This window comes from Phytohabitans sp. LZ39 (assembly GCF_059359075.1).
In genome coordinates, this window is sequence record NZ_JCADBM010000030.1 from 1 (window position 1) to 14,675 (window position 14,675).

Annotated in this window: 16 protein-coding genes; 10 read left to right on the forward strand and 6 right to left on the reverse strand. The window is 71.7% G+C overall.

Annotation, left to right across the window (positions count from 1 at the left end):
* Nucleotides 1–202: 202 nt before the first annotated feature.
* The 4 genes from AC5L36_RS39565 (at nt 203) to AC5L36_RS39580 (ending at nt 5,049) form a co-directional block, all read left to right on the forward strand.
* Nucleotides 203–973 carry a DUF1775 domain-containing protein gene (locus AC5L36_RS39565; RefSeq protein ID WP_441223947.1) on the forward strand — a complete coding sequence of 257 codons (771 nt, stop codon included), beginning with the start codon at nt 203–205 and terminating at the stop codon, nt 971–973.
* Nucleotides 974–1,228: 255 nt separating this feature from the next.
* Nucleotides 1,229–2,413, forward strand: coding sequence for an acyltransferase family protein (locus AC5L36_RS39570; RefSeq protein ID WP_441223948.1), 1,185 nt, complete (start codon nt 1,229–1,231; stop codon nt 2,411–2,413).
* A gap of 4 nt (nt 2,414–2,417) precedes the next feature.
* Entirely contained in the window at nt 2,418–3,485 is a 1,068-nt protein-coding gene (locus AC5L36_RS39575) for an ATP-dependent DNA ligase (protein ID WP_441223949.1), read from the forward strand.
* A gap of 4 nt (nt 3,486–3,489) precedes the next feature.
* The gene (locus AC5L36_RS39580; protein WP_441223950.1) at nt 3,490–5,049 is read left to right on the forward strand and encodes an alpha/beta hydrolase; all 1,560 of its coding nucleotides are present in this window, start codon (nt 3,490–3,492) and stop codon (nt 5,047–5,049) included.
* On the opposite strand, the gene AC5L36_RS39585 is transcribed toward AC5L36_RS39580, so the two are convergent.
* On the reverse strand, nt 5,003–5,437 hold the full coding sequence (locus tag AC5L36_RS39585) for a potassium channel family protein (RefSeq protein ID WP_441223951.1): 435 nt from the start codon (nt 5,435–5,437) through the stop codon (nt 5,003–5,005). The genes AC5L36_RS39580 and AC5L36_RS39585 overlap by 47 nt on opposite strands.
* Before the next feature lie 49 nt (nt 5,438–5,486).
* Between AC5L36_RS39585 and AC5L36_RS39590 the strand changes: the two genes are divergently transcribed.
* Entirely contained in the window at nt 5,487–5,936 is a 450-nt protein-coding gene (locus AC5L36_RS39590) for a GNAT family N-acetyltransferase (RefSeq protein ID WP_441223952.1), read from the forward strand.
* A gap of 947 nt (nt 5,937–6,883) precedes the next feature.
* Here AC5L36_RS39590 and AC5L36_RS39595 read toward each other — a convergent pair.
* Nucleotides 6,884–7,453, reverse strand: coding sequence for a CGNR zinc finger domain-containing protein (locus tag AC5L36_RS39595; RefSeq protein ID WP_441223953.1), 570 nt, complete (start codon nt 7,451–7,453; stop codon nt 6,884–6,886).
* A gap of 93 nt (nt 7,454–7,546) precedes the next feature.
* On the opposite strand from AC5L36_RS39595, the gene AC5L36_RS39600 reads away from it, so the two are divergent.
* Entirely contained in the window at nt 7,547–7,735 is a 189-nt protein-coding gene (locus AC5L36_RS39600) for a hypothetical protein (protein WP_441223954.1), read from the forward strand.
* Between the two features lie 66 nt (nt 7,736–7,801).
* Here AC5L36_RS39600 and ligD read toward each other — a convergent pair whose 3' ends face one another.
* Entirely contained in the window at nt 7,802–8,830 is a 1,029-nt protein-coding gene (ligD, locus tag AC5L36_RS39605; RefSeq protein WP_441223955.1) for a non-homologous end-joining DNA ligase, read from the reverse strand.
* A 27-nt stretch (nt 8,831–8,857) separates the two neighbouring features.
* Nucleotides 8,858–9,319, reverse strand: coding sequence for a hypothetical protein (locus AC5L36_RS39610; RefSeq protein WP_441223956.1), 462 nt, complete (start codon nt 9,317–9,319; stop codon nt 8,858–8,860).
* A gap of 78 nt (nt 9,320–9,397) precedes the next feature.
* On the opposite strand from AC5L36_RS39610, the gene msrB reads away from it, so the two are divergent.
* The 4 genes from msrB (at nt 9,398) to AC5L36_RS39630 (ending at nt 14,084) form a co-directional block, all read left to right on the forward strand.
* On the forward strand, nt 9,398–9,814 hold the full coding sequence (msrB, locus tag AC5L36_RS39615) for a peptide-methionine (R)-S-oxide reductase MsrB (RefSeq protein WP_441223957.1): 417 nt from the start codon (nt 9,398–9,400) through the stop codon (nt 9,812–9,814).
* Between the two features lie 94 nt (nt 9,815–9,908).
* On the forward strand, nt 9,909–11,588 hold the full coding sequence (locus tag AC5L36_RS39620; RefSeq protein ID WP_441223958.1) for a right-handed parallel beta-helix repeat-containing protein: 1,680 nt from the start codon (nt 9,909–9,911) through the stop codon (nt 11,586–11,588).
* A gap of 55 nt (nt 11,589–11,643) precedes the next feature.
* Nucleotides 11,644–12,918: a type VII secretion protein EccE gene (locus AC5L36_RS39625; RefSeq protein ID WP_441223959.1), complete on the forward strand. Its 1,275-nt coding sequence runs from the start codon at nt 11,644–11,646 to the stop codon at nt 12,916–12,918.
* Nucleotides 12,915–14,084, forward strand: coding sequence for a hypothetical protein (locus AC5L36_RS39630; RefSeq protein ID WP_441223960.1), 1,170 nt, complete (start codon nt 12,915–12,917; stop codon nt 14,082–14,084). The genes AC5L36_RS39625 and AC5L36_RS39630 overlap by 4 nt, the downstream gene beginning before the upstream one ends.
* 5 nt (nt 14,085–14,089) lie before the next feature.
* On the opposite strand, the gene AC5L36_RS39635 is transcribed toward AC5L36_RS39630, so the two are convergent.
* Both AC5L36_RS39635 and AC5L36_RS39640 read right to left on the reverse strand, forming a co-directional pair.
* On the reverse strand, nt 14,090–14,407 hold the full coding sequence (locus tag AC5L36_RS39635; RefSeq protein ID WP_441223961.1) for a type II toxin-antitoxin system PemK/MazF family toxin: 318 nt from the start codon (nt 14,405–14,407) through the stop codon (nt 14,090–14,092).
* The gene (locus AC5L36_RS39640) at nt 14,401–14,649 is read right to left on the reverse strand and encodes a hypothetical protein (RefSeq protein WP_441223962.1); all 249 of its coding nucleotides are present in this window, start codon (nt 14,647–14,649) and stop codon (nt 14,401–14,403) included. The genes AC5L36_RS39635 and AC5L36_RS39640 overlap by 7 nt, the downstream gene beginning before the upstream one ends.
* Nucleotides 14,650–14,675: the final 26 nt, after the last annotated feature.

The window sequence follows — 14,675 nt, forward strand, 5'->3', positions numbered from 1 at the left end:
TCCTGGGCCGGCGACGCCTCACACCGCATCCCGATGATGCAGCGCGCCAACCAGATCCCCGCCTTCGACTCGGTCCGGGTCCAGGTCCGATAGCGACAGCGCGACCATCCACATGCGACACCAGGGGGCACGGGCCAGCCAGGCCGGTGCCCCCTTCGCTCGTGAAGCAAACAGCGAAGAGCAGCAACGTTAGGAGCCGTCCATGTTCCGCTACCGGCGTACGGCAGTCGTGGCGCTCGGCGCCGCCGTCTTCGGTGCACTCGCACTCGCGTCCCCGGCATCGGCCGACGTGACCGCGAACCCGTCGGAGGCCACGCGAGGGGACGGCGCCAAGGTGACGTTCCGGCTGACCGAGGACCGGCCCGGCGCGCACACCACCAAGATCCAGGTGATCGCGCCGGTGGACAACCCGATCGGCGAGATCTACCCGATGTCCCAGGACGACTGGGCGCCGACCACCGAGACCCGCAAGCTCGACAAGGCCGTCGCGGGCCTGCACGGCATGCCGGTCAACGAGACGACCGCCTCGATCACGTGGACCCGCGTCGACCCCAAGCCGACCCCCACCCCCGCCGTCGAGCTGATCGTCTCCATGGGACCGATGCCGACCGAGGGCGACGCGCTTTCGTTCACGGTGGTACAGACCTACTCGGACGGCACCGTGGTCCGCTGGGCCGACCCGGCCGGCGGCGCTCACCCGGCCGTGGTGGTCAAGCTTGTCGGCCAGGCGGTGAGCGGCGGCAACGGCCACCACGGCGGTGGCCGGCAACAGCAGGCGGCCCCGCCCGCCTCGGCGGCACAGACCGCGGACGACGGCGGCTCTTCGTACGGAATCCTCGCCGCGGGCCTGCTCGCCGGCCTGGGTCTCGGCGTGCTCGGCGGCTGGCTGATCCTGCGCAGCCGCCGCGCCACACCCCCGGCCGCCACGGCCGAGACACCCGAGCGCGAGAAGGTCGGCGCCACCAGCAACTAGAGACCTTTCGGAGTCGGGCGTACTTCCAGTACCGCTGAGCAAGAGTGGTCGGGGTGGGGCTTGTCGGGCGGAGCTGGCAGTGGAGGTCGGGGATCTCGGCGAGCCCTGGCGAGCCGCCGACCGGAGCGGTCTCCGGCGGGAGCGGCGGCCCGCAGCTGACGCGGACCCGGGAAATCGGCGAGTGAGTACCCGGCACCAGTCGCGTGGGCTCGGCGGCGGATCGCGCGGGTCGTGTGGTGGTCCTACCGTCATGCCATGGGCGAGTACACGCTCCGGATCGCGCGCGCCACACCGGACACCCGAGACCGTGCGATCGACGGGCTGCGCGCCGTCGCGATCCTCGGTGTCGTCGGTGGGCACTGGCTGGTGACCGGGCTGACCGTGCGCGCCGACGGCAGCCTGCGCATCGACAGCCCGCTGCGCTACCTCGGCGGTTTCGCGCCGGCGAGCTGGCTGTTCGAGACGTTGGGCCTCTTCTTCCTGGTGGGCGGTTTCGCGGCGGCAAGGTCCCTGGAGCGGCACGGTCCGGACACCGGTGCGTGGGTGCGCCGCCGGCTGGCCCGCCTCCTCACGCCGGTGCTCGCCGCCACGGCCGCGCTCGCCCTGGCGCTGCCGCTCGCGGCGCTCGCCGGCGCCCCGGGCGGCACGCTGCGCACGTGGACAGTCCTCTTTGTCCAGCCACTGTGGTTCATCGCCATCTACGCGGTGGTCGGCGCGCTCACCCCGTTCGCGATGCGGCTGGACGACCGCCTGGGTGCGCTCGCCGCGCTGCCTTTCCTGGCCGCGGTGGCCGCCGTCGACCTGCTCCGCTACGGGCCGTGGGCCGGCGTCGTGCCCGCCGGGGTGGGTTTCCTGACCGTGCTGCCGGCGTGGCTGTTCACCTACCAGCTGGGGGTGGCCTGGGCTCGTGGGCGGATGGGCCGGCGGGCGGCGGCCTGGCTGGTGGCCGGCGGCGGCGCGCTCTTCACGGTGCTGGTCGGGTGGCTCGACTACCCGGCGAGCATGGTGGGTGTGCCCGGCTCGAGCCGTTCGAACTCCGGCCCGCCGTCGCTGCTCGTGCCCGCCCTCGCCGCCGTGCAGGCGGGCGCCGCGCTGCTGGTGCGCGACCGGCTCGACGGGCTGCTGCGGCGCCGGCAGAGGCTGTGGGCCGCGGTCGCGACCGTCAACCTGTACGCGCTGGCCATCTTCTGCTGGCACCTCACCGCTGTGGTGCTGGTGTCGCTGGCCGCGCAGGCGCTGGGCGGCGTCGACGGCCTGACCACGCGGCCGGACGCCGTCTCCTGGATCGCCGCCCGCGCCACGTGGCTGCCGCTGCTGGCACTCGTGCTCGTCGGCCTCGTGGCGCTCGCCGGGCGGCTGGAGCGGCTGTGCACCTCCCACCGGCTGGTGGCGGGCGCGGCGGCGGCGGGCTTCACGCTGTACGCGCTGGTCGTATGGTGACGGTGTGCTGCTTCCGATCAATCCACCGGTCGAGCCGATGCTGGCCAAGAGCGTTGCCAAGCTGCCGACCGCCGAGGGCATGACGTACGAGCCGAAGTGGGACGGCTTTCGCTGCATCGTCTTCCGCGACGGCGACGAGGTGGAGCTGGCCAGCCGCGGCGGCAAGACCCTCACCCGGTACTTTCCGGAGGTCGTCGCGCAGGCCAAGGCCCAGCTGCCGCCCCGCTCGGTGGTCGACGGCGAGGTGATCGTCATCCGGCGCGAGGAGGGCGGGCCGCGGCTCGACTTCGAGCTGCTCGGGCAGCGCATCCACCCCGCCGCGTCGCGGGTGGCGATGCTCGCCGAGAAGACGCCCGCTTCGTTCGTGGCGTTCGACCTGCTGGCGCTCGACGACCGCGCGCTGCTCGACCGGCCGTACGCCGAGCGCCGCGCCACCCTCGAGGCCGCCCTGAAGGGCCTGGCCGCACCGTTCTACCTCACGCCGACCACGGCGGACGTCGCTACCGCGCGGCGGTGGTTCGAGGTGTTCGAGGGCGCCGGGCTCGACGGTGTGATCGCCAAGCCGGCCGACGTGCCCTACGAGCCGGGCAAACGCCTGATGTACAAGGTCAAGCACGCGCGGACGGCGGACGCGGTGGTGGCCGGCTTCCGGTGGCACAAGTCCGGGCCGGTGGTGGGCTCGCTGCTGCTGGGCCTCTACGAAAACGGCCTGCTGCACCATGTCGGCGTATCGGCCTCGTTTCCGATGGCCCGCCGGGCCGAGCTGCTGGAAGAGCTCGCCGCGTACCGCGATCCGCCGTCGCATCCGTGGCTGTCTCCCGCACCCGAGCAGCGTGTGCCCGGTGCGGTGAGCCGCTGGACCGGTGGGCGCAATCTCGACTGGGAGCCGCTGCGGCCGGAGCTTGTCGTCGAGGTGGCGTACGAGGCGATGGAGGGCGACCGCTTCCGCCACACCGCCCAGTTTCAGCGGTGGCGGCCGGACCGCTCTCCGGAGTCGTGCACATACGAGCAGTTGGAACGCCCGGTGCGTTTCGACGTCGACGATGTGCTTGACGGCGGCCGGGTAGCCTAGCCGGGTGGCTCGCACCCAACGCCGGGTTATGACCGGTCTTGTCGCAGGTGCCCTGCTCGCCGCCGGCTGCGCGCTTCCGGTGTACGCCCCGAAGACCGACGACGGGGCCGCCCCGCGGGAGCGGCCGGGCCCCGCCGCGACCGGAGACAACGCGATCTGGCGGCCCTGCCCCGACGTGCCGGAAGACCTGGTGGGCCGTAGCGCGCCCGGCATGCGTTACGAGTGCGCGAGCATCGCCGTCCCGCAAGACTGGGCCGACCCGAGCGGCAGCGGCACCTTCGAGGTCGCGCTGCTGCGCGCCCGCTCCAACCGGCAGCACGACCGGCTGGGCTCGCTCCTGGTCAACCCGGGCGGGCCGGGCGTCTCCGGCATCGACACGGCCGTGTACCTGTCCTTCGGCCAGGCGTTCGGCCAGCTGCCCGACGAGATCACCGAGCGTTTCGACATCGTCGGCTTCGACCCGCGCGGCGTCGCCCGTTCCTCGCCGGTCGAGTGCATATCGAACTCCGACCTCGACGCGACGTTCGGCGCCGACCCGGATCCGGACACGCAGGCCGAGTTCGACGAGGTCGTGGCGATCAACAAGCGCGTCGCGGACGGGTGCGGCGCCAAGTACGGCGACAAGCTCCGGTACTTCTCCACCGAGCAGGCCGCCCGTGACATGGACGCGGTGCGCGAGGCGGTGGGCGACGAAAAGCTGACCTACCTCGGCTGGTCGTACGGCACGCTGCTCGGCGCCACCTACGCCCAGCTCTTCCCCAACAAGGTCCGCGCGCTCGTGCTCGACGGTGCGGTCGACCCCGGGCAGGACATGATCGCCGGGTCGGAGGGCCAGGCGAAGGGCTTCGAGCGGGCGTTCACCAACTTCGCCACCTGGTGCACCCAGGCCGGCGGGCGGTGCCCAATCGGGCCGGACGCCCGCGGCGCGGTCACGGCCGCGCTCGACAAGGCCAGAGTCTCCCCGGTACGCGGCGGCGACGGCCGCGAGGCCACCGCAGGCTGGATCTTCTACGCGATCATCGAGTCGCTCTACAGCGAGCAGGGCTGGCAGGAGCTCGCCGACGCCATCGAAGACCTACAGGGCGGCGACGCGACCGCCGTGTTCGAGCTGGCCGACTCGTACGCCAAGCGGGACAAGAGCGGCAACTACTCCAACCTCTTCGACGCCAACCTCGCGGTCAACTGCGCCGACTCCACCGCCAAGCCGACTCTCGCGCAGATCCGCACGTACCAGTCGCAGTGGCGGACGAAGTACCCGATCTTCGGAGCCGCGCTGGCGCTGGGCATGCTGCCGTGCGCGTACTGGCCCGGCGAGCGCGACCCCTACCCCACCGGAGCCGCGAAGGGCGCGCCGCCGATCGTGGTCGTGGGCACCACGGGCGACCCGGCGACGCCGTACGAGCAGACCGCCAAGCTCGCCGACATGCTGGGCGTGGGCGTGGTGCTGACGTGGGAGGGCGAGGGCCACACCGCGTACCCGCAGACGGATTGCGTCAACCAGGCGGTCGACAAGTACCTCATCGATCTGGAGGTCCCCCGGGCGGGGCTGCGCTGCCCGCGGTGAGGTCTTCCATCATCGCCCGGATGGCCCGGAGGTTCTGCTTGATCTCCTCCTGCTCGTCGTGCCGGAACGCGTCCGCGTCCACGATGAGCCGGCTCGCGAAGTGCGCCGTGATCAGCGGGATCACCAGCAGCACCATCGTGGAGATCAGGATCCCGGCGAGCACGCGGCCCGCCCACGTCGTGGGGTACGTGTCCCCGTAACCGACGGTGGACGCCGTGACGACCGCCCACCACACCGAGTCGCCGGCGCTCTTGTTCTCGGTGACGCTGTAGATGGCGCCGCTGATCACGATGAGGCCGAGATAGGAGAGCATCAGCGTAGGCGGCGAGTTGGCCAGCCACACCAGACCGCGATAGACCTGGTGAAACGGCCACAGCAGCAGCTTCATGGCGCATCATGATGCCGCCGCCGATCGCATCCGGCCATAGGGTGGTCGGGTGTCTGATCTCGTCTTCCGCGCCGCCACCCACGCCGACTTGCCCGCGATCGTGACGATGCTCGTAGACGACTCGCTCGGCGCGACCCGAGAGTCGGTCGACGACCCGGCGTACACGGCCGCGTTCGCCTCGATCGACGCCGACCCGCGCAACGAGCTGGTGGTCGCCGACCGGGCCGGCGAGGTGATCGGCACGATGCAGCTCACGTACATCCCCGGCCTCAGCCACCGCGGCGGCGAACGCCTGCACATCGAGGCCGTCCGGATCCGCGCCGACCAGCGCGGCCGTGGCCTGGGCCGCGAGATGATCCAGTGGGCGGTCGACCGAGCCCGCGAGCGCGGCTGCCGGCTGGTGCAGCTGACGACCGACAAACGCCGGGTGGACGCCCACCGCTTCTACGCGTCGCTCGGCTTCACCGCGTCGCACGAGGGCATGAAGCTGAGGCTCTAGAGACTTTTCGGAGTCGAGGTGGCCGGGCGCTAAGTTCCTTTTAGGACAGAGATTTGAGCTACCGCGATGTCCGTCGTGGTCCAGACCGCTGCTCCCGCGGCCCCGCCCGTCCGCCGCTGGTCGCGCTCACCCCGTCGGGCCGCGCGACGGTCACTGTTTGTCCACAAATGCCTGCTCCCGGATCGGCGCTCTGGGAAAGCTGCGGATTTTCGTCGCCGCCGGTAACCGCCGCGGCGAGGTGAGCGGCGCGAGATTCCAGATCTCGGAGAGTTAAGGCGCTATTTCCACCCCAACTCTCCTAGATCTCGAAGTCCCGATCCCTGGGCTGGTGACGCTGCGTCAGGATGGCGGAGATAGGCCCCGCGAAGAACCCCTTCGGGGCTTGTCTCGCGGACCTGGCAGTGGACGGCCGGGGATTTCGGCTCGCCCTGCGAGCCGCCGGCCGGGAGCGGTGCCCGCGGGAGCGTACGGTCTCTAGCTGACGCGGACGGGGGAAAATCTGCCGGAGCGCCGCCACGCGCGCAACCCGACTCCGAAAGCTCTCTAGATTTGCCGCCGTCCGCGTCAGTCGCGGACCGTATGCTCCCGCGGGCACCGCTCCGGTCGGCGGCTCGCCAGGGCTCGCCGAGACCCCCGACCTCCGCTGCCGGGTTCGCGGTGCAAGCCCGGGCTTCGTTTTTGGTTGCGGTTACTTCGGCGCCTCCGGCGGGGCCTCGGGCTCCGGCCGGGCCGTCCCCGGCTTGTTTCGGTTTGTCGGTGGGTGGTTGCGGTGGAAGCCGGCTTCGCACGCTGGCTGCGGCTAGGGGTTGGCCGGGCCGCGACCGGCCCACCCTTCCCACTGTTGGGAGAGGTGGCTCAGCATGATCGTTCGCCCGAAATGGGCGTGACACGCCGAAGACCACGCCCTTATCGGGCTAACGATCATGCGCTGCGGCCGCCGCCGCGCGCTAGGCGCGGGCGCTGCCGATCACGCGGCGCTGGCGGTAGGCACGGGTCTTGTTGCGGTTACCGCAAGACGCGCCGCACCAGCACTTCGAGGAGTTTTTCGAACGGTCGTAATATGCCCACCGGCAGGTGTCCTCCCGGCAGATCTTGAGGCGGGCCCAGATGCCGTCGCGCTCGGCGAGCACCATCGCGGCCACGATCTCCGCCAGCAGGCCGGGCACCCCACCACCGGTGGGCGCCAGGCCCACGCCGCCCTCGGTGAAGCGCGCCCGCAGCGGCAGCCCGGCGGCCAGCCGGTCGAGCTCCGCGCGGGGGCGGGGCGCCTCGGTCGGGTGCGCCGCGGGCGCGTGAACCGCGTCGGTGTCGTGCGCGGCCAGCTCGAGGCGGAGCGCCGCGCGCAGCTGCCAGGCGAGGTCGAGGTCGGCCGGCGCCACGGGCTCGTCGCGCCCCTGCGCCTCGATCCACCGCCGGAACCGCTCGACCGAGGTCAGCTCGTCAGTGCCCTCCTCGACGTCGACCGTATTGGCGAACGCCTCCACCAACGCGAGCTGCTCCGGGACCTCGTCCGCCACGACACCTCCAAACCGCCTTGACTCGTAACACGCATCCTACTACCGTCAGAGCGACACCACCAAAGAGACTTCGATAGTGTCGGAGGAGACGTCATGCATCCCCTCATCGCTTCAATGTGGATCAAGGCTTACGACCAGGACCTGCGCGACGAGGCCCGACATGAGCGCCGGGCCGCCGCCTTCGCGCGTGGCGGCTCACTCCGTGTCCGCGCGGGCCAAGGGCTCGTCCGGCTGGGCCAGCGCGTGGGCGGCGAGGCGGTGCGCCACCCGCGGCCAGCGTGAGAGGCAGTGCGTCACCCTGCGGCCGGCGTGAGCGGCGGTGCGCCAGCCGCGCCCGGCGTGATGGGCTCAGCTCTCCCAGTTCGCGGCGTTCTTGCGGCTGGGCTGCACGCGCGGGGGTTCGCCCGGCATTTTGGGATGGTCCGGCGGATAGGGCATGTCGCCCTGGCCGTCGCGCTCGTCGCGCTCAGACCATTCCAGCAGTGGCGTGAGGTCGTGCGCCTGGTCGTCGATGGTCGCGTGCGGGTCGCCGATTTTGGCAAAGCGCTCGGGCACGGTGCGGATGTCGAAGTCGTCCGGCTCGACCTCGAGCAGCTCGTCCCAGGTGACCGGGGTGGAGACGGTGGCGCGGCCGTTCGCGCGCAGGGAGTAGGCGCAGGCGATCGTGCGGTCGCGGGCCATCTGGTTGAAGTCGACGAAGACTCGCTCGCCCCGCTCCTCCTTCCACCACGAGGTGGTGACGAGGTCGGGTCGGCGCCGCTCCACCTCGCGGGCCAGCGCGATCACGGCGCGCCGCACGGCGACGAAGTCCCATTCCGGCCTGATGCGTACGTAGACGTGCACGCCCCGGCCGCCCGACGTCTTGGGAAAGCCGGCGATGCCCAGCTCGTCGAGCACCTCGCGCAGCACGCCGGCCGCCTTCACCGCGTGGCCGAAGTCGGTGCCCGGCGACGGGTCGAAGTCGATGCGCAGCTCGTCCGGGTGGTCCGGGTCGGCCTTGCGCACCGGCCACGGGTGAAAGACCACGGTGCCGAGCTGGGCCGCCCACGCCACGTGCGCCAGGTCGGCCGGGCAGAGCTCGTCGGCCGGCCGCCCGCTGGGAAACGTGATCCGCGCGGTCTGCACCCATGGCGGCACACCCCTGGTCGGGATCCGCTTCTGGTAAAACATCTCGCCCTCGATGCCCTCCGGAAACCGCTGGAGGGTCGTGGGGCGGTCGCGCAGGGCGCGCACGATGCCGTCGCCCACGGCGAGGTAGTACGAGAACAGGTCGTGCTTGGTGTAGCCGCGCTGCGGAAAGTAGACCTTGTCAGGGCTGCTCAGTCGCACCTTCTGGCCGGCGACCTCGACCTCGACGGCGCTCGCCTTCGGACTCATGTCGCGACCATACTGCTTTCCAGCAGGTCAGCTGTGCACGCTCCAGTCGCGATGGGTCTCCCAGAGGTGCACGAGCATAAAGAGGCGCCGCTCGAAAAACGGATCCCGCGCCAGCCACAGCCCGTCGTAGGGCGCGGGTAGGCGCAGCGTCTCGCCGGAGTCGAGATACACGGCCACGACCGTACGGTGCCGCCGGCGTTCCGGCCGGATGTTCACCACCCGGCGCCACGACGCCACCCCGGGCAACGCCGGGCCGGTGCGCCGGATGCCGTATTCGTCGACCTCGGTGGCGCTGCGGCGGCCCGCCACGACGCCGGCCACCGCGGCCACGAGCGGCGGTGCCACAAGGATCGCGGGGCGGAGCTTCGCCGGCGCGGCAAACGCGACAGCGAGGGCGATGAGGGCACAGACCACGCCGGCCCACAGCCCGCGCCCGATCGCCTGGCGCCAGGTCGGCCGAAAGCTGACCAGCGTGTATCCGTCCCCCACGCCTGGTCAACGACGGCGTTCGCGGTTGGTAATCTGCGGGCGAGGCCGGTCACCCTCGCGCGGTCGTACCGTTGTGGCATGGCTGCTGACGAGATGACCGTGCCCACCACCGACGAAGAGTGGCGCGTGCGCCTGTCGCCCGACGAATACCGCGTGCTCCGCCAGGCCGGCACCGAGGCGCCCTGGACCGGGGAGTACGTGGACACCAAGACCAAGGGTGTCTATCGCTGCCGGGCGTGCGGTGCGGAGCTCTTCTCCAGCGACACGAAGTTCGACTCGCACTGCGGGTGGCCGTCGTTCTTCACCCCGCTCGCCGAAGACCGCGTCCGCTACATCGTCGACAAATCACTCGGGATGTCCCGCACCGAGGTGCGGTGCGCGCGGTGTGACTCACACCTGGGCCACGTCTTCGAGGGCGAGGGCTACGCGACGCCCACCGACCAGCGCTACTGCATCAACAGCATCTCCCTGACGCTGGAGCCCGCGGACGTCTGAGAGCGAGGCGTGCGCGCGCCAGGCCGAGCCTCGCCTATCAGGTAGGGGCGTCAAGTCGCTACGATCCCCAACCAAGGTGTACGGGGAGGACAGCATGGCGCGCATACTGACGGTTTCCTCGCAGCGGGCGGGGGCATATCCGACAATTCAGGACGCGCTCGAGGTCGCCGCCGATGGAGCGGTGATCTCCGTCGAGCCCGGCACCTACCACGAGACGATCCGTGTCACGGGCCGCCGCCTCACCATCAACGCGGCCAAGGAGCCCGGCTCGGTCACGATCGACGCGAGCGAGGCGGGTGGCCCGGCGGTCGCCGCGGCCCGCGCCGAGATCACGCTGCAAGGGCTGGTGCTCAAGGCGGGCGACTACCCGGCCGTGAGCGCGTCCAACACCCGGGTCACGATCGAAAAGTGCGAGGCCAGTGCCGGATACGCGGCGGGCATCTCGGTGACCGACGGCGCGCAGGTGACCGCCACCGAGGTCAAGGTGACCGGCGGGCAGTACGGCTTCGTCATCGAGGACTCCAGCGGCATCCTCGACAAGTGCGAGGTCCGCGGCATCTCGGACGACGGCGTCATCGTGCGGCTGGGCGCCAACCCCACGATCCGCAACTCGACGATCGCCGACTGCGGCTACCGGGGCATCTACGTGTACCAGGCGGGTCGCCCCACGATCGAGCGGTGCGACATCTCCGGCACCGGCGACGCGGGCATCTCCGTGGCACACCAAAGCGCGCCCACGATCACCGAGAGCTGGGTGCACGACACGTCGGGCGTCGGCATCGCGTTCGGCCGCGGGTGCGGTGGCCTGGTCGAGGGCACCCGCGTAGAAGGCACCGCCTCCCCCGGCATCGATGTCGAAGACGGCGCGACGCCCACGATCCGCGCGGCCGACGACACCCCAGGCCAGCCCAAGGTCGGCGCGGCCGTCACCGAGGGCCTGGCCCAGCAGGACACGGAGAAGGTCGACAAGCTGCTCGCCGAGCTCGACTCGATGATCGGCCTCGGCAGCGTCAAGGCCGAGGTCCGCGCCGTCATCGACGAGATCCAGGTCAACGAGTGGCGGCGCAGCGCCGGCCTCGCGGTCGGCGGCGCGAGCAACCACCTCGTCTTCACCGGCGCGCCGGGCACCGGCAAGACCACCGTCGCGCGCATCTACGGCCAGCTGCTCAAGGCGCTGGGCGTGCTGCCCGGCGGCGACTTCAAGGAAGTGTCTCGGCGCGACCTGGTCGGCCAGTACATCGGTCACACCGCGGAGAAGACCACCGTGGCTTTCGAGCAGGCGCTCGGCGGCGTGCTCTTCATCGACGAGGCGTACACGCTGTCCCGCTCGGCCGGCGCCAGCGCCGACTTCGGCCAGGAGGCCATCGACACGCTCGTGAAGCTCATGGAGGACCACCGCGACCAGGTGGCCGTCATCGTCGCCGGATACACCGACGACATGGCCAACTTCCTCGACGCCAACGCCGGTCTGGCCTCCCGCTTCGCCAAGACGCTGGAGTTCGAAAACTACTCCCCCGACGAGCTGGTGCTGATCGTCCGGCGGATCACCCGTAACGACGACTACCTGCTGGGCGAGGGGCTCGACGAGGCGCTGCTGGAGTGGTTCGGTCAGATCGAGCGCGACCAAAACTTCGGCAACGCGCGTGAGGCGCGCAAGCTCCTGGAGGGCATGCGCAAGGTGCAGTCCGGCCGGCTGCGCGCGCTCGGGCGCATGCCCAGCCGCGACGACCTGCGCACTCTCACACTCGATGACCTGCTGGGAGCCACCCGATAAGGATCGGTTTCTATGATGGTGAGATCGGGCGACGAGGACGGGGGTAGTTGACGGCATGACGGTGTCGCCGCAGACCGTGTCGCCACGCCAGGTTCGCGCCGTCGCGCGGGTCGCCAGCGACACGACGGATTCTTCCGGCCCGGCGATCCTGCTCCCCCGCCGCCGGCCCGGCCACCTCGGCCCGGTGCACATCACCCAGCTGCTGCTCGCCGAGGTCGTGGTGGTCGGCATCCTGGCGAGCGTGGCCAGCGAGATCATCGCGCTGATCGGCGGCGTGGTCGTCGCCGGCGTCCTGCTGCTGCTCGTCACGCTCGGCCGCCGCAACGGCCGGTGGTGGCTCGAGCGGCGGATGATGACCCGCGACTACAAGCGCCGGCGGCTGAGCGCCACCGCCTCGCCGTACGGTGACGATGCCCGCCTCGGCGCCCTCCGCCGCCTGGCCCCCGACCTCGTCGTGGAAAACGTGTCGGTGGCCGACGGCGCCCACGTCGGCGTGGCCCGAGACGACGCCGGGTGGTACGCGGTGGCCGCCGTCACGTCCAGCGCTCCCATGCGCGACGAGCCCGGGCCGATCCCGCTGGAGGCGCTGGCCGCCGCGCTCGCCGAGGCGGACCAGCCGGGTGCGGTGCTCCAGGTGGTCACGCAGACCGTGCCCGCGCCGAGCCTCGAGATGCATCCCTCGTCGGCGGCCGGCCAGTCCTACCGGCAGCTGCTCGCGCGCTTCGGCGCGATCCCCGTCCCGGCCGACCGCAGCACATGGATCGCGGTGCGCCTCGACGCACGCACCCTCGCCGAGGCCGTCGCCGACGGTGACGCCGACCTCGACACCGCGCCGGCGGTGGTGGCCGCGCTGGTCCGCCGCGTGGCCAAGTCGCTGCGGCGGGTGGGCGTGAGCCACCGCCTCCTCGACGCCGACGAGCTGCTCGAGGTGCTGCTGCGCTCGTGTGACCTGGCGCCCACGAGCCAGAGCGCCGAGCCGGTGCGGCCACGCGAAGACTGGTCCGAGTGGCACTCGTCGCGCCTCGCCCACCGGTCGTACTGGATCCGCGGCTGGCCCCCGGTCGACCAGGCCGCCGCCCTGCTCGACTGGCTGGCGACCGCGCCGGCCGCGATGACGAGCCTCTCCCTGATCATGGCGCCCGACGACGACAAGCGGATGATGGACCTGCGCGGCCTGGTCCGCGTGGCCGCGCCCGCCGACCAGCTCGCCCAGGTCAGCGAGGCCATCCGGCGCGGCGCCGAGCAGGCCAAGGCCGACCTCTTTCCCCTCGACGGCGAGCAGGGGCCCGCGGTCTACGCCTCCGCCCCGACCGGAGGTGGCGCGCGATGACCCAGCCCAGGCCGCGCGAAGAGGAGCAGCCGCCAGGCACCCCGCCGGCCGCCGGCCAGGTGCCCGTGGGCCGGGCCACCGTCGGCCCGCCACCCGCCGTCGCACGGCCGGCGGTGCCCACGCAGTACGGTGCGCCGCAGGCCCAGCAGCAGGTCGCGCCGCCACCCACACCGCGTACGCCGCCGCCACCGCCCCCGACGCCCCAGGTGCCGGTGGCCAACCCGCCCACCGGCGGCATGGTGATCGGCCGCGACCCGACGCTGTCCGCGCCCGTGGTGCAGGTGCCGCCCCCCTCCACCGCCGGCCCGCAGCGCACCGCCGTGACCCGCCAGGCGGCACAGGCGGCGACCGCGACGCAGGCCGCCTCCGCCGCCGCTGCCCAGGCGGCCGGCCGCGCGATCCCCGACGCCGGTCAGGAGAGCCCTTCCGGCACCGTGTACGACAGCCGCCGCCCTCCGAACGGCGGCGGCCACCATCCGCTGCTGGGCAAGCTGGCACGCCTGCGGATCGGCTCGCACACGGTCTCCCGCTCGGCGCTGGCCAAGCTGCGCGTCTCCTCCCCCGGCACCGGCCTGATCCTCGGCGCCGACCGGCAGCAAAAGCCGGTGTCCGTCCGCTTCTTCCGGCCCGAGCCCACCCGCGTCGCGCTGGTCGGCGGCGCCTGGGCGGGCATGCTCGTCGCGTTTCGCGCGCTGGCGCTGGGCGCCCGCGTCGCGGTCATCACCTCCGACCCGCGCACCTGGCACGGCTTCGGCGAGCGGGCGACGGGCCGGGGCGACCGGGTCGCGGTCTTCCCGACCGAGCAGCCACTCGCGCTCGCCGCGACCGCGCAGCAGCCGGTCCTGCTGCTCTACGACCTCGGACTCGTCGGGCCCAACGCGCCGCAGCAGCTTGGCCCGTGGCAGACCCAGATGACGGTGCTGCGCCAGCTCGACCAGACCGGCGTACCGTCCATTCAGGACTGCAACCTGGTGATGCTCCAGCGCCTGGGCAGCGCCGAGGCCGCCCTGGTCGGCGGCGCGCTGCGCCTGCCGGCGCCGAGCACCCAGTTCCTCCAGGTGATGGCCGACGACATGATCGCGCTGGTCGGCGACGGCAGCGACCGCTACATCTGGTTCTCCCAGACAGATGTGGAGCGCCAGTACGCCGGCGCCCCCCGCCGCTGACCGGCTCAGGGCAGCTCGAGAAACTCCCGAAGCGCCTCTTCGACGGCGGCCATGGTGGCGTGCGACACGAATCCCGCCGTGTTGCGCAACGCGGTCCGGTCGAGGACCTGGGCCACCGCATGGATTTTGACGAACGCGCCCGGAAGAGGGTCGTCCGCACTTAGGCGAACCGCGAGCTGGTTCGGATACGGCACATCGCGGGCCACGACGAGCGCCCAAACGGCAAGTTCGTCCACATCGTTGTACTCGTCATTGCTGATGATCAGCACGCGGTACTGGCTGCCTCCGCGCAAAAGCGTCCAGATCTGGCCGCGCCTCACCACTCCGAGCCGCGCAGGGCGATGTCATTGCTGGCCTCGACGAGAGCCGTGTCCGCGTCGACCTGCTGCGGGGTCCGCTCGCGGAGGTGCTTACCGAAGCCTTGAGCGGCCTCGCGTTGACGTGTGCGGCGAGCCTCGGGAAGCACGCGCCGCACCGCCGCCGTCACCGCCGCCGACGCGTTGCCCTGACTTTGCAGATAGGCGGCGACGTCGTCGGGCACGCTGATGCTGAGCTTGACGGTCATACTTTCTTCCTACCCTAAGCTCCCCG

What these genes read in the sequence shown, in the direction of transcription:
- AC5L36_RS39565 (WP_441223947.1), top strand. Translation starts at nt 203, where the DNA reads ATGTTCCGCTACCGGCGTACGGCAGTCGTGGCGCTCGGCGCCGCCGTC.
- AC5L36_RS39570 (WP_441223948.1), top strand. Translation starts at nt 1,229, where the DNA reads ATGGGCGAGTACACGCTCCGGATCGCGCGCGCCACACCGGACACCCGA.
- AC5L36_RS39585 (WP_441223951.1), bottom strand. Translation starts at nt 5,437, where the DNA reads ATGAAGCTGCTGCTGTGGCCGTTTCACCAGGTCTATCGCGGTCTGGTG.
- AC5L36_RS39600 (WP_441223954.1), top strand. Translation starts at nt 7,547, where the DNA reads ATGCATCCCCTCATCGCTTCAATGTGGATCAAGGCTTACGACCAGGAC.
- ligD (WP_441223955.1), bottom strand. Translation starts at nt 8,830, where the DNA reads ATGAGTCCGAAGGCGAGCGCCGTCGAGGTCGAGGTCGCCGGCCAGAAG.
- msrB (WP_441223957.1), top strand. Translation starts at nt 9,398, where the DNA reads ATGGCTGCTGACGAGATGACCGTGCCCACCACCGACGAAGAGTGGCGC.
- AC5L36_RS39620 (WP_441223958.1), top strand. Translation starts at nt 9,909, where the DNA reads ATGGCGCGCATACTGACGGTTTCCTCGCAGCGGGCGGGGGCATATCCG.
- AC5L36_RS39625 (WP_441223959.1), top strand. Translation starts at nt 11,644, where the DNA reads ATGACGGTGTCGCCGCAGACCGTGTCGCCACGCCAGGTTCGCGCCGTC.
- AC5L36_RS39630 (WP_441223960.1), top strand. Translation starts at nt 12,915, where the DNA reads ATGACCCAGCCCAGGCCGCGCGAAGAGGAGCAGCCGCCAGGCACCCCG.
- AC5L36_RS39640 (WP_441223962.1), bottom strand. Translation starts at nt 14,649, where the DNA reads ATGACCGTCAAGCTCAGCATCAGCGTGCCCGACGACGTCGCCGCCTAT.